The organism is Frankia sp. CoBUL1 (assembly GCF_978021245.1).
In genome coordinates this window covers 1-12,805 of the sequence record NZ_CDXDOS010000087.1, presented here as the reverse complement: position 1 = coordinate 12,805, position 12,805 = coordinate 1, and the positions used below count along the sequence as shown (strand labels likewise).

Below are 12,805 nucleotides of genomic sequence, written 5' to 3'. Positions count from 1 at the left end.
CGGTCCCCAGCCACCTGTCCCCGGGTAGCGGAGCCGGAGGACCCGCTGATCAGTCCGGGGGATCGTCGCCGAAGGGCCCGTCCGGGCCGTACGCGGCGACCTCGATGTCGATCATTGGAGAGCGCTGCGGATCCTGCAGGGGACGCAGCGGTGAGGTCGTCCCGCGGTGGTCCGCCCCCTGTTCCCACACGTTGAACTCGGCCATACTCGCCCAGACGCTGACCACCGCGAACCGGGACGGGTCCGCCGCCGACCGGTGCAGCGTGTTACCGAGCAGGCCAGGCGTGCCGACCAGCTTGGAGCTGATCTCGTGGTAAGCCCGCTCCACCGCGCCGGGATCGCCGGGCGGGTCGACCGCCCACAGCATGACCCGAACCTTCGTCGGACCGGCCACGGTCAGCTTCCCGCCGGAACGGTCAGGGAGGCCGCGCCGGCCAACTGGGCGACGACGGTACCGGTGACCATCGAGGCACTGGCACGCAGCGGGTGCAGCGCCTTGCGGTGCACCAGGTGACGCTCGCTGTGCTCGAACTCGCGAAACTTCTCCTCGTCAACCCAGTCACTGACGATGTAGTACGTGCTCGGCTCCTCCTCCGAGCGGATCAGCCACTGCCCGAGGTTCGCCGGGTGCGAGGTGACCGCGTCGCCGATCCGCAGCCAGGTCTGCTCGAACTCGCCCTCCCGACCGGGGTGGATCCGCATTGTCAGCATGATCCGAAAAGGCGGGGTCGAGGTCATCAGATGCCTCCGTCCACGGCAAAGGTGGCGCCGTTGACGTAGGACGACACGTCGCTGGCCAGGAACAGGACAACCGCGGCGACCTCCTCGGCCGTCCCGATGCGTCCCAGCGGGATGCGGTTGGTGTAGGCCGCCCTGACGGCCGGGTCGATGCCCTCGGCATGGTGGGTCTCGATGACTCCCGGGGAGACCAGGTTCACCCGGATGCCGCGGACACCGAGCTCCTTGGACAGCGAGCGGGTCAGTCCGATCAGGCCGGTCTTCGCCGCGGTGTAGTGGGCCCGCAGCGGCAGACCGACCACCCCGGAGCCGGATCCGATATTGATCACCGAACCGGAGTCCCCCAGCAACGACAACGCGCCCTGCGTGACGAGGTGAGTGGCGGTGAGGTTGGTGGTCAGCACCTGCGTCCACTCGTCCAGGGGCAGCTGCGCGTAGGGGATGTGGCTGATCGTGCCGACGTTGTTCACGACGATGTCGAGGCCGCCCAGGTGGGTGCCGGTGGCCTCGACGAGCTCGGTGATCTGGCCCGGATCGGCGACGTCGGCCTGGACGAGCAGATGGTCGCCGCCGGTGTCCTTGAGCTCGCGGCGCAGGCTCTCGGCCTCCTCGGTCTGGCGCTGGTGGCCGGCAACGACCGTCGCTCCGGCTCGGGCGAGGCCGAGCACCACGGCCCGTCCGATGCCGCGGGTACCGCCGGTAACCAGGGCGCGTCGCCCGGCCAGGTCTGGGAACATCGCTGACTGTCTCCTGTGTCAAGGTGTCGACTGGTGAGGTTCGACTGGTGAGGTGTCGGAGGTGAGCGGGCAGGAGCGGGGGCAGGCGGTGCGGGCAGGCGGTACGGGTGGGTACGTCCTCCTCAGCGAGGACCGACGGCGCGAACCACGAGGCTGCTGTTGAAACCGCCGTGGCCGCGGGCGTTCACCAGCGCCACCCGCACGGGTACACGCCGGGGCGTGCGCACGAGGTCGAGTCCATGGGCCGGATCGGGGGTGTCGAGGTTGCCCACCCCCGGGATGACCCCGTCCCGGATGGACAGCAACGCCGCGGCCACCGTCAACGCCGAGCCGCCGGCGAGGAGCCTGCCGACGAAGCCCTGCGGCGCCGTCACCGGGACCGTCCGGGCCCCGAAGACCGTGCGGATCGCCGCCGCCTCCTGGGCGTCGAGGTCCGGTGAACCAGCGCCGTCCGCGAAGACGACATCGACGTCGTCCGGGGTGAGGCCGGCGTCGCGCAGGGCCCGGCGCATCGCGGTGGCGAGCCAGCGCGCGTCCGGGGCGGGGCGTTCGTGGTGGGCGGCGTCGTGCGTCGCGGCGTAGCCGGCGATCTCGCCGTAAACGTGCGGGGCTCCCCGGGCGGCGGCGGCGGCCGGATCCTCGAGCACGAGCGTCGCGCCACCCTCACCGGGCAGGTAACCGTTCGCCCGAACGTCGAACGGCTTGTAGCCGTCCGCCGCGACGGTCGCGGTGCTGACCCGGCCACCGGACAGATGGCCGGCAATCGCATAAGGCGTCAGGCTCGCCTCGGCCCCCCCGGCGAGCACCGTCGGCGTGCCTCGGCGGATAATCCGCCGGGCCTGGGCCAGGCTGTCGATTCCGCCGGCACCGTCACTGACCAGGACCCCCGATGGCCCCTTCAGACCATACCGGATCGAGGTCTGCCCGGTCGTCGCCGCGTAGAACCAGGCGATCGACTGATAGACGCTCACCGCAGTGCGGCCCCGGGTCCACAACCGTCCCAGCTCGCGCTGTCCGATGTCGACACCGCCCGACCCGCTGCCGAACACCACCGAGGTCGCATACGGATCGTGCGCTGCCGGGTCGTAGCGCGCATCGGCCATGGCGAGGCGCGACGCGGCCATCCCGAACCAGGTCCACCGATCGGTCTGGACGATGTACCGCTTGTCGACGTAGTCCTCGACCGCGAAACCGGCGACCTCTCCGGCAAGGGTGGCGTCGTACCAGGTGGTGTCGAACCGGCTGATCGGCGCGATCTTCAGCTCGCCGCGCAGAGTTGATGCCCAGTACTCCTCCGTCCCGATGCCGCTGGGCGCGAGGACGCCGAGACCGGTGACGACCGGCCGGACCGGGGCCTGCGGCGAACCGTCCCGGTACGCGGGTCCCGCGGCCGTCGCGACGGAGGCCTCCACGGTGGCGTTCATCGCGTCGGGGCGGCGAGGACGATCGCCGACTGGAAGCCACCGAAACCGCTGCCGACCGACAGGGCCACGTCGACAGTGTGGTCCCGGGCGATGTTCGGGACGTAGTCGAGATCGCACTCGGGGTCGCGGGTGGTCCAGTTGGCGGTGGGGGGGATGACGTCGTTCTCGATCGCCAGGGCGCAGGCAGCGATCTCGATCGACCCGATCGCGCCCAGCGAGTGCCCGATCATCGACTTGATCGAGCTGACCGGGATGTCATACGCCCGCTGTCCCAGCGAACGCTTGAAGGCTGCCGTCTCGTGCCGATCGTTCTGCTTGGTGCCCGATCCGTGCGCGTTGATGTAGTCGATGTCGTCGGCCCCGACCCGCGCCGCGTCCATCGCGACCCGGATCGCCTCGGCCATCTCGACCCCGTCGGGGCGCAGTCCGGTCATGTGGAACGCGTTCGAGCGCGAGGCGTACCCACCCACCTCGCAGTAGATGTGCGCACCGCGCGACCGGGCGGCGGTGAGCTCCTCCAGGATGAGTACGGCGCAGCCCTCCCCCATCACGAAGCCGTCCCGGCTGGCGTCGAAGGGACGGGAGGCGTGTTCGGGGTCGTCGTTGCGGGCTGTCGTCGCGCGGATCGCGTCGAAGGAGGCCATCGAGATCGGGGAGATCGGCGCGTCGGAGGCACCGGCGATGACGATGTCGGCCTCGCCGTCGACGATGAGCTGATGGCCGTAGCCGACCGCGTCGATGCCCGAGGTGCAGCCGGTGGAGACCACGAAGGCTGGGCCGTGCGCCCCGAACCGGCAGGCCAGTTCGGTGGCCAGGCAGCTCGGCACCATCGCGTGGTAGAGGAACGAGCTGGCGTACCGGGGATCAACCTCCCAGTCCCGCCCGCTGTCGGAGACCTCGACGTACTCGTTCTCCAGGCGGGTGGTCGCGCCCACCGCGCTGCCGATGCTGACGCCAACGATCGGGCCGTCCCCGCCGTCCCCGCCGTTCCCGAAACCGTCCCCGCCGTCCCGCAGGTCCAGGCCGCTGTCCTCCACCGCCTCCAACGCCGCGGCCAAGGCGAACTGCGCGAACCGGTCGTTACGCGCGATCTCCCTGGCGGTCAGGCCGGCCGCCGCCGGGTCGAAGTCGCACTCGGCGGCCACCTGGGAACGGAACTGGGTCGGGTCGAAGAACGACAGTCGCCGCGTCGCGGTACGGCCGTCGGTCAGCAGGGTCCAGAACTCCTTGCGGTTGACCCCACCGGGGGCGACCACCCCGATCCCGGTGACCGCCGTCCGTCTTGGTCCGCTCACTGTCCGGACCCGTGGGGCAGGGAGTCGACGGTGGGCGCCGACGGGGTGACCGGGACGTGCGGGGCGACCGGGACGTGCGGGGCATCCGGGTCGAGCGGTACCTCGGTGTCGACGTGACCGAGGTCGGGCCGGGGTGCCAGCGGGCTGAGGTGAAAGACGAGGAAGGCGGTCTCCTCACCGGTGTTGACGACGCGGTGGCGCATCCCGATCGGGATGCACACCCCGTGGTCGGCCGGCAGGTCCTGGTACTGACCGTCCAGTCGGGCGGTCACAATGCCGCGCACGCAGTAGAGAAACTCCTCCGAGTAGGGGTGCAGGTGTTCGGTCACCACCTCACCCGGTTGGAGGGTCAAGGTGCCGAAAAAGCCCGAGGTCGAGCCCACGGTCGCCGGGGAGAGCAGCGTGCGGACGTCACCGCCGCGCCGACGGTTTGGGGTCATGTCGTGAATGCAGAGAACCTTCGGAATCCCTGTCACGGAAGTCACCGGTATCGTTCTCCTCAGACTTGTTCCGGCAGCGCGAGGGAGACCGGGGGCAGCTCGGCGGCGGCCCGCTCGACCTTCTCCCGGATCACCGACATCTCGCGGGCGGTGTTGGCGTTGATGCGGTTGGTCATCTGCTCGTTGTTCACCGGCGCCGACGGGCGCATATGGAAGTCCTGCACCCAGCGCATGCGGGTGCCGGTGCCCTCCGGCGTGTAGCTCCAGTGGATGTGCATGTACTCGAACGGACCGGTCTCGACGCGGTACGCGCGCACCTGCCGGGTAGCCGGGTCGAGCGTCCGCTCGGACACCCAACTCCACGCCGTCCCGTTCTCGTCGGGATGCATGGTCAGGCGAAACTTGAAGGTGTTCTCATGGTGCTCCAGAATCTCTACCAAGGCGTATTCGGTAAAGAGGTCAGGCCAGGACTCCAGATCGTTGGTGATGGTCCAGACGGTGTCAAGGTCGGCATCGATGAAAATCGAGTTGTCAGTGTGCCCGCTCACGTCGGCTCCGGTCGGCCTGGAAGGTATGGGACGTGGGAACTAACGGCGGATTCAGACCGTCTCGCGCTGGCCGAGAGCCGTGTTCACCGTGGCCAGGATCTCGGCGAGGGTCCAGCTCTCCGGCAGCTCGGCCGGGAGGTCCACCCCGAAGGTCCCGACCACCTCCGCCGAGAGCTGGAGGTAGGCGAGCGAGTCGAGGCCGATGTCGATGAAGGTCACGTCCAGGTCCGTCGGCCGCTCGTCCGAGGGCAGACCGGCCTGCTCGACCAGGAAGTCGAGCAGGGCATCGGCCGACCATTGCCGGGGCATGTCGTACTCCCTTTTTCATTTTCGGGTTTCGGGGTTCACATGAAAAACTGGGCGTACCGGTGGGCGGGATCCAGGACGCAGTCGCTGATGACCGGTCGCGGCCGCAGCCGGCGGGCCCGGTGCTCTGGCGGTGTACAGGAACCCGGCCGTGTATCAGAAGCCCGGTGGCGCACCGGGGGCTCAGCCGGCCGTCCACGAGTAGAAACTCTGTGCCATCGCGTCCCCGGGGGTGCGCCAGGTCTCCGGATCGTAGGCGGAGACGTATTTCCCGAGCTTTTTGCTCACGTCGACGAACAGCGGATGCTCATGGACGTTCTCGACGGTGTTCCTGACGTTAGTCGGAGCCTCGATAAGATGAAAGTAAAGGCCATGGAAGTGAAACAGGTCACGCCTGGTCACACCCACGATTCCGGGTAGTTCTCCGGCATCGGACTCGGCGAAGGTCGCCGCGATGGCGGGAGCGTCGGCAGGGTTCATCCTGGCTACGATGAGAGTCCGGTGTGACTGACCTCCGGACGGCGTGGCGGGGTTCTGCGGGACGGTAACTGAGGGACCGGTGACTGAGGGCACGAGAATCTCCTCGACATGTTCTTGGGAAGCGTGTGTTTGACCCCAGGCAAGCACGGGTACCGTATGCATGGCAAGCACGGGTACCGTGTGCATGGGCAGTCAGGCGGACCGGCCCTGACGGACCGGCCCCGGCACCTTGCGACGCGTTACAGGTGGCAGGGGAGTCCGCCGACGAACATGGAGCCGGCCGGGAGTGACCGGTGCGCGACCACCGCTTCCCACCCGACAGCCCTTCTGAAGCAGCCCAACAACCCTTCTGAAGCAGCCAGCCTTTCTAAAGCAGTCGGCTTCTCTGGCTCATCGAGAGCATGGGGCCACGCGGCGCAGCTGTCCTGGATTTCCCCTGGCAGCAAGTTGCCCTGGCAGTCAAATGCCAACCGGCGCACACGGAGAGCACAACGTGGCTACAACCGTCGCGAGCGGGCTTCCCGGTGCCCGGGGATGGTCGACACGCCGCCGGAGGAGAACCGGGATCTCGATCTCGTGGGAACCACGTCGTCCGCGCTCGGCCTCGGCCTGGTCGGGTATGGTGCTACCCAGAGCCGACTACATCCAGAGCCGACTACCCAGAACCAGCCGCTCAGAACCAGCCGCGTTGCGCGGCGAGGCTACCCGCCTGGAACCGGCTACGGGCGTTCAGCCGTGCCATCAGATCGGCGATCATGCGGCGCACGGTGCGGACGGAGACGCCCAGATGGCGCGCGGCCGCCTCATCCTTCATGCCGAGGCTGAGCAGACGCAGCAGCAGCCGTTCGGTGTCGTTCGGCGCGTCGTCACCGTCCCCGGGAGCGGCCATCGCCTCGCCGCTCAGCGGTTCGGCGGCCTCCCAGACCTGTTCGAACAGGGTGAGCAGCAGGGCGGTCAGCTCCGGGGTGCGCACGAGCAGGGTCTGGCCGGTCGCGAACCCCCGGCCCAGTCGGACCAGGCCGATCCGCCCGTCGACCGCGGTGGCGTCCAGCCGGGGATCGTCGATCATTCGGGCGTCCAGGCCATGCGCCGCCACGGTCCGCACATAGCCGGCGCCGAGCTCGTCCAGGCGCACCGACCGGGGCAGGACGCTGCGCATCACCACACCACGCCGCAACGCACGCAGTTCGACCGGCATCACCTCGCGAGTCAGGGTCGAGGACCACTCGCGCCGGGTATGCAGCGCGAGCACCTCCCGCTCGGCTCGCCCGACGATCGCGAGCAGCTCCGCACGGGCCTGGTCGGCACTGTCTATCCGCCTTACCTCGGCGGTGTCCCCGCCGGGACGGCTCTCCAGGTAGTCCGAGACGAAGGAGCTGATCTGCGCCCGGGCCAGGAGCAGCCGCTCATGGCGACGGATCAGCTGCTCGTGCTGCGCCTGGAGCAGGTGGTCGAACCCGGCTTCGGGATGCACCGCGACGTAGTGACCGGCCCGTTCGCGCGAGGGCAGCAACAGACCCAGCTCGACCAGACGATCACGCGCCCGCCCCGCGGCGACCAGTGGCTCGCCGAGCATCTCCGCCACCTCGGGCACGCTCAGGACCTCGTGGCACAGCCACAGCCGATAGGCGGCCAGGGTGACCTCATCGATACCGAAAAGATCGAGCACCTTCCCCTTCCTCGGAGCAGGATCGGGACGTGGCCGACGGACGCCGACCGGACCAGCCGTGCGCACCGGACCGACGCGGCCGCTCACCCCGACCGCTGGGGCAGGCCCGGCCGGGACTCCGCGGACACCACGTCGAGGGCGTGGCGGACCAGCGACACCAGGGACTGCCGGACCGACTCCCGCTGCCGGGCGTCGCAGAACACCACCGGACGGCGCGGATCGAGGTCCAACGCCGCCCGGACGTCCTCCACCCGGTACTCCCGCGCACCGTCGAACCGGTTCAGCGCGATGAGGAACGGGATGTCGCGCTCCTCGAAGTAGTCGATGGCCGGAAAGGAGTCGGCCAGCCGCCGCGTGTCCACCAGGACCACCGCGCCGATCGCGCCGAGGACGAGCTCATCCCACATGAACCAGAACCGGTCCTGGCCCGGGGTGCCGAAAAGGTAGAGAATAATGCTGTCGAGAAGCGTGATCCGACCGAAGTCCATCGCGACCGTGGTCGTCGTCTTCGAACCGACCGCGCTGGTGTCGTCGATCCCTATGCTTGCGGCCGTCATCGCGGCCTCCGTGGTGAGGGGCTGAATCTCGCTCACCGAACCGACGAACGTCGTCTTTCCGACTCCGAACCCGCCGGCGATGATGATTTTTACCGGATGCGGCGGCGCCGTTTCCGGCGACCCCGTTCTAGAGGGCCTGTAGTCCATCGAGCACCTTTTCGATGAGGGCAATGGAAGGGCGGTCGGAGGATCGGGCCGGTCGGGTCACGGTCACCAGGCCGGCGTCGAGCATGTCGCCGACGAGGACCCGCGCGACCCCGACCGGAAGATTCAGCCGAGCGGAGATCTCCACGATCGACTGCACGCGTTGGCAGAGCAGCGCGATGGCGCGCTGCTCATGCTCCAGCGTCCGCATCATCAGCCGGCCGTTGGGCGTGGTGGTCACCAACGCGACCAGCTCCAACGTCTGGTTCGTCGGCCGTGTCCGGCCCCCGGTGACAGCGTAGGGGCGGACGACCGGACCAGCCTCTTCGTCGAACCATTCATCATCGCGCGACATACCGGTCCTCCTGCCTTGAGAATTCTGCTGTCATCCGGTCGGTGATGGCAGGGGGCGACCGGCTGACCCACCAACCGATCGGACCCCCACCCGATCGCCGGGCCGATGTCAGAGTGGCAGCGCGGACTGCATCTGAGCCCGGAGTTCCGGGGTGAGGAACTCGCCGACCCGGGTCACCAGCAGCGCCATCTCGTAGGCGATGAGACCGATGTCCGCGCCGGGGCTGCTGAGAATGGCCAGGCACGATCCGTCCCCCACCGCGGTGACGAACAGGAATCCCTCGTCCATCTCGACAATGGTCTGCCGGACGTTTCCACCCCCGAAGAAACGACCCGCGCCGCGCGCCAGGCTGTTGAATCCGGAGGCCACCGCGGCCAGTTGGTCGGCGGTCGCCCGGTCCATCCCGTACGAGGTGGCGAGCAACAACCCGTCAGAGGAAAGCGCGATCACATAGGTGACTTCGGGCACCTTCTTGACGAGGTTGTTGAGCAACCAGCTCATGTTCTCGGACGACCCCAGCGGACGCATCAGGTCACCTTTCCTACATCGTCACCGTCGTTCGAAACCTGGCCGTCCGCCAGACCACGACCAAAGTTGTTCTGGAAGGACGACATCATGTTGCGGATCTCTTCCGGGCTCCGTTGCGCGGCGAGTATTCCGGAACGCTCCTCGGGAGTGTCCCGACGAAGCTGTGGCGCGAGACTGGCCCGCCGGGTGCGCTTGGGCAGGCCCACCTCGGTGAAATCGACGGGCAGCTGGCCGTCCGCGCCGGGCCCGGCCGGGTCGGCGGGCTCGTCCGAACGGGCCGAAGGCGCCGGGCGTCCGAGGGGGACGACCGTCTGGCCCATGGCGGGGGCCTCCTCGCGCTGGAATCCCCCGGAGCGTCCCACCGGCCGGCCCAGCGGTGAGGTGAACGGATCGGTTCGGGTGGCCTCCCGCGGGTCGGCGGAGCCGGGCTCACCACCGCACGACCGCTCCCCGGCCATGGGGCTGTCACCGAACAGCGAGGTGACACGGCTACCGGGTCCGCCGTCGCCGCCATGCTCGGAGCCGGGCGCACCGTCGTGGCCACCCGGACCGGGGACGTCCCGTCCGTCCTGGAAGGGGCCATCTCGGAAGGGCTCTTCCAGGAAGGGTTCATCCCGGAAAGATGTCTCCTGTCCCGGATGGGACGGCGGACCGCCGGGGTCGTCCGACCCGGGCGTCTGGGGATGGTCCGGGACGGCGGGGTGAGGCTGGTCCCCCGCGGCCCTGCGGCCGCCACGCGAACGGCGCGACGGCAGCGGCGGGAGGTCACCGAAGTCGCGGGAGCCGGGCTTCCCGCCCGACCCGCCGTCCGGGTCGGAGCGCGGGGTCGAGGGACGCGGCGGAGCGTCCGAAGGCCTGCCGTTGGAACGGTGCCGTGGGCGGTCGGCGACGAACCAGCTCGATCGCACCGTGGCGAAGACCGGCAGATCGTCGATGAGCGTCTCGTCCTGACCGTGCGCAGCCGCGGCCGCGTCCTCGGAGAGCGCGGGGGGACCGGCGAGGTTGCCGTCCGCGTCCACCAGCGACCCGTGGAACCGGTCCTCGTCGATGGCCGGGCCGTCGAGAGCCGGAACCCGCGTCATGGGGAGCGGCGGGGCGATCTGCGCGGGCTCCGGCCGGGCCTCCCCGTCGGGGTCGACCTGCCGCAGCAGCGTGGTCGGCACCAGGACGATCGCCATCGTGCCGCCGTACGGCGAGGACCGCAGCTTCACCGAGATGGAATGCCGCTCGGCGAGCCGACCGACGACGAACAGGCCGAGACGCTCGCTGGTCGACAGGTCGAAGGGAGGCGGGTTGGCCAGCCGCTCGTTCACGGCGTCGAACTCCTCCGGACTCATGCCCAGCCCGCGGTCCTCGATCTCGATCACGAAGCCGTTCGACACCTCGTGCCCGGAGACATGCACCGGCGTGTGGGGCGGGGAGAAGGAGGTGGCGTTCTCGATCAGCTCGGCGAGCATGTGGATGACGTCACCGACGGCGTGACCGCTGATGGCCCCTCCGTCGATCGACATCACCTGCACCCGGGTGTAGTCCTCCACCTCGGCGACGGCGCCACGGACGACGTCCTTGACCGGGACGGGCCGGCGCCAACCACGGGCCGGCTTGGAGCCGGACAGCACGATGAGGTCCTCGGCGTGCCGGCGCATGCGGGTGGCGAGGTGGTCGAGACGGAAGAGCTCCTCCAGCTCGTCCGGGTCGGTCTCCTTGCGCTCCAGGGCGTCGATCACCTTGAGCTGGCGGTGAATGAGTGCCTGGCTGCGGCGGGCGAGGTTGAGGAACGTGTCCCCGATGCTCTTGCGCATCGCGGCCTGCTCCACCGCGGTCCGCACGGCCACCGCGTGCACGGTGCCAAACGCCTCGGCGAGCTGACCGATCTCGTCCTTGCTCCGGACCTCGACCGGGAATTCCTCCTCGGCCACGTCCACCGGCGACCCGCGGTGCAGACGGTCGACGACCCCGGGCAGCCGCTCGTTCGCGACTTCGAGGGCGCCGCGGCGCAGTCGGCGTAGGTCCCGGATCATCGGGCTCGCCACCAGGAGAGAAATCACCACCGACACCACGAGCACCAGCGCCACGCCGATACCGCTGAGGAGCGCGTCGCGGGTGGCCAAACTGGCGATCTTCGTGCTGGTCGTTGCGAGGTCGGCCGCGATCCGGCGTTCGACCTGCCGCATCGCATTGATCTTCGCGTCGGAGGCCTCCAGCCAGATCTGCGGGGTAACGGTCAGCGGCTGGCCGTTCTGCACGGCGTTGACCGTGCCGTCACGCAATGTCGCGGCGGCCGAGATCGTCCGGCCGACCGTCACGTTGTAGAACTCCTGCTCGTCCGCCGTGGCCGTGGTGCGGAACTGGGCCAGCCAGGCGTCCTCCGCCCCGCTCCTGATCTGGATCTCCCGCAGCGTGGCCGCATCCGTCTGCTGGAGGAGGATCACGCGGACGACGGCGCCGCGCTGGTGGGCGATCTGTTCCTTGGCCTGCTCGATACTCACCAGTGTGGTGGCACCGTTGACCAACGAGGTGTTGCGGCTTCCGGCCGCCACCTGGGCGTCGAGAGCGAGGAGGTCGTCCACGGCACCCGAGTAGAAAGCAATGTTCTGGTCCACCTGCGCCTGGTGCGCGTCGATCGCCTTGCGCTGCGCCGAGAGCTTGCCGAGGCGTTCCGAGATCGACGCGAGCGTGGTCGCCAGAGTGTCACGACCCGCCGCGGGCAGCGCCGCCTCACCGGCCCGATAGACGGCCAGGGCCTTGTCCACCGGGCCGCGGGCGGCGAGCGCCGCCTGCTCCTGAGCGACGGCCATGTAGTTGGAACCGACATAGGAGTTCGTGGCGTACCGCTCGACCTGCAGGGCCTGGACCAGATCGTTGCTTTTGATCGAGAAGTCGGCGAGTGCCTTGATGCGGTTGGCGACCCGCACGTTGTCGACGTTCCCCCGCACCTGTATCGCGCTCAGTACCGCGAGCGCAGCCAGGGGGACGACGAGAATCACCACTAGCTTCGAGCGGATGGGCCAATTCTGGAGCATCCGGTCCTCTCGTCCGGCACCCGGGAGTCGAGTGCCTCGTGTGCGGGGGTGAGTAGTCGAGTTCCATCGGGACATGTCACCGGAAGACCACAGACGACAACACCGGGCCAGCGCATTGGAGTAGGCGGTCCGGACATCGGGTGAATGTTCCGGGGGCGCGGACAACTGTAGCGGGTGAAGAACTAGCCCGGCTGGGGGCACCCGTCTTCAACGCAAAAGGATGGCGAGGTAGCACCGGGTGACGAACATTCGCGAACGCGCAACGCGCAACCGGAACCCGCCCCGAATTACATGAGCGCAGCCCGGACCAAACAACGACGATGCGCATCAACTAGCACTGACGGGCAGCAGTAGGTACCAACTGGCACAGATCCTCCGCGACCACGAAGGCCCCGATCAACCGGTCGCACCGCGCTCGACAACGCAAACACATCACATGCTGGCATGTTGCTGGAAGCACATCGCACGATCCGAGGCCACACAGATCACACCCTCGCGGCCCACCCGACCCCCGCCCGGGCCGCGAGGGTGTGATCTGTGTGGCCTCGGATCGTGCGATGT

14 protein-coding genes are annotated in these 12,805 nt (G+C 68.9%); all 14 read right to left on the bottom strand.

Annotated features, from left to right (window positions below; translation table 11 throughout):
- Positions 1-49 precede the first annotated feature (49 nt).
- Positions 50-367, bottom strand: a complete 318-nt coding sequence (locus AC08OX_RS08890) for an antibiotic biosynthesis monooxygenase family protein (RefSeq protein WP_476607371.1) — start codon at positions 365-367, stop codon at positions 50-52.
- 29 nt (positions 368-396) lie between these two features.
- Positions 397-738 carry an antibiotic biosynthesis monooxygenase family protein gene (locus AC08OX_RS08885; protein ID WP_476607370.1) on the bottom strand — a complete coding sequence of 114 codons (342 nt, stop codon included), beginning with the start codon at positions 736-738 and terminating at the stop codon, positions 397-399.
- The gene (locus AC08OX_RS08880) at positions 738-1,475 is read right to left on the bottom strand and encodes an SDR family NAD(P)-dependent oxidoreductase (RefSeq protein WP_476607369.1); all 738 of its coding nucleotides are present in this window, start codon (positions 1,473-1,475) and stop codon (positions 738-740) included. Before AC08OX_RS08880 ends, AC08OX_RS08885 begins: the two co-directional genes overlap by 1 nt.
- Before the next feature lie 122 nt (positions 1,476-1,597).
- Complete coding sequence (locus tag AC08OX_RS08875; protein WP_476607368.1) at positions 1,598-2,899, bottom strand: beta-ketoacyl synthase N-terminal-like domain-containing protein; 1,302 nt, start codon at positions 2,897-2,899, stop codon at positions 1,598-1,600.
- Positions 2,896-4,194, bottom strand: a complete 1,299-nt coding sequence (locus AC08OX_RS08870; protein ID WP_476607367.1) for a beta-ketoacyl-[acyl-carrier-protein] synthase family protein — start codon at positions 4,192-4,194, stop codon at positions 2,896-2,898. The genes AC08OX_RS08875 and AC08OX_RS08870 overlap by 4 nt, the downstream gene beginning before the upstream one ends.
- The gene (locus tag AC08OX_RS08865; RefSeq protein ID WP_476607366.1) at positions 4,191-4,634 is read right to left on the bottom strand and encodes a cupin domain-containing protein; all 444 of its coding nucleotides are present in this window, start codon (positions 4,632-4,634) and stop codon (positions 4,191-4,193) included. The genes AC08OX_RS08870 and AC08OX_RS08865 overlap by 4 nt, the downstream gene beginning before the upstream one ends.
- 59 nt (positions 4,635-4,693) lie before the next feature.
- Positions 4,694-5,182, bottom strand: a complete 489-nt coding sequence (locus AC08OX_RS08860) for an SRPBCC family protein (RefSeq protein ID WP_476607365.1) — start codon at positions 5,180-5,182, stop codon at positions 4,694-4,696.
- A gap of 51 nt (positions 5,183-5,233) precedes the next feature.
- Complete coding sequence (locus tag AC08OX_RS08855; protein WP_476607364.1) at positions 5,234-5,491, bottom strand: acyl carrier protein; 258 nt, start codon at positions 5,489-5,491, stop codon at positions 5,234-5,236.
- 180 nt (positions 5,492-5,671) lie between these two features.
- On the bottom strand, positions 5,672-5,980 hold the full coding sequence (locus AC08OX_RS08850; protein WP_049761097.1) for a TcmI family type II polyketide cyclase: 309 nt from the start codon (positions 5,978-5,980) through the stop codon (positions 5,672-5,674).
- Between the two features lie 661 nt (positions 5,981-6,641).
- Positions 6,642-7,637, bottom strand: a complete 996-nt coding sequence (locus tag AC08OX_RS08845) for a LuxR C-terminal-related transcriptional regulator (RefSeq protein WP_476607363.1) — start codon at positions 7,635-7,637, stop codon at positions 6,642-6,644.
- Positions 7,638-7,720: 83 nt separating this feature from the next.
- A complete protein-coding gene (locus AC08OX_RS08840; RefSeq protein WP_011437244.1) occupies positions 7,721-8,341 on the bottom strand; it encodes a GTP-binding protein in 621 nt (206 codons plus the stop codon).
- Positions 8,322-8,693: a DUF742 domain-containing protein gene (locus AC08OX_RS08835; protein WP_476607362.1), complete on the bottom strand. Its 372-nt coding sequence runs from the start codon at positions 8,691-8,693 to the stop codon at positions 8,322-8,324. The genes AC08OX_RS08840 and AC08OX_RS08835 overlap by 20 nt, the downstream gene beginning before the upstream one ends.
- Before the next feature lie 108 nt (positions 8,694-8,801).
- Positions 8,802-9,221 (bottom strand): roadblock/LC7 domain-containing protein, encoded by a 420-nt coding sequence (locus AC08OX_RS08830; RefSeq protein WP_476607361.1) that lies wholly within the window; start codon positions 9,219-9,221, stop codon positions 8,802-8,804.
- Positions 9,221-12,244 carry a sensor histidine kinase gene (locus AC08OX_RS08825; RefSeq protein ID WP_476607360.1) on the bottom strand — a complete coding sequence of 1,008 codons (3,024 nt, stop codon included), beginning with the start codon at positions 12,242-12,244 and terminating at the stop codon, positions 9,221-9,223. The genes AC08OX_RS08830 and AC08OX_RS08825 overlap by 1 nt, the downstream gene beginning before the upstream one ends.
- Positions 12,245-12,805: the final 561 nt, after the last annotated feature.

Coding starts and splice junctions, on each gene's coding strand:
- AC08OX_RS08830 (WP_476607361.1), bottom strand. CDS start 9,221: ATGCGTCCGCTGGGGTCGTCCGAGAACATGAGCTGGTTGCTCAACAAC.
- AC08OX_RS08840 (WP_011437244.1), bottom strand. CDS start 8,341: ATGGACTACAGGCCCTCTAGAACGGGGTCGCCGGAAACGGCGCCGCCG.
- AC08OX_RS08865 (WP_476607366.1), bottom strand. CDS start 4,634: ATGACCCCAAACCGTCGGCGCGGCGGTGACGTCCGCACGCTGCTCTCC.
- AC08OX_RS08890 (WP_476607371.1), bottom strand. CDS start 367: ATGCTGTGGGCGGTCGACCCGCCCGGCGATCCCGGCGCGGTGGAGCGG.
- AC08OX_RS08855 (WP_476607364.1), bottom strand. CDS start 5,491: ATGCCCCGGCAATGGTCGGCCGATGCCCTGCTCGACTTCCTGGTCGAG.
- AC08OX_RS08885 (WP_476607370.1), bottom strand. CDS start 738: ATGACCTCGACCCCGCCTTTTCGGATCATGCTGACAATGCGGATCCAC.
- AC08OX_RS08825 (WP_476607360.1), bottom strand. CDS start 12,244: ATGCTCCAGAATTGGCCCATCCGCTCGAAGCTAGTGGTGATTCTCGTC.
- AC08OX_RS08875 (WP_476607368.1), bottom strand. CDS start 2,899: ATGAACGCCACCGTGGAGGCCTCCGTCGCGACGGCCGCGGGACCCGCG.
- AC08OX_RS08835 (WP_476607362.1), bottom strand. CDS start 8,693: ATGTCGCGCGATGATGAATGGTTCGACGAAGAGGCTGGTCCGGTCGTC.
- AC08OX_RS08880 (WP_476607369.1), bottom strand. CDS start 1,475: ATGTTCCCAGACCTGGCCGGGCGACGCGCCCTGGTTACCGGCGGTACC.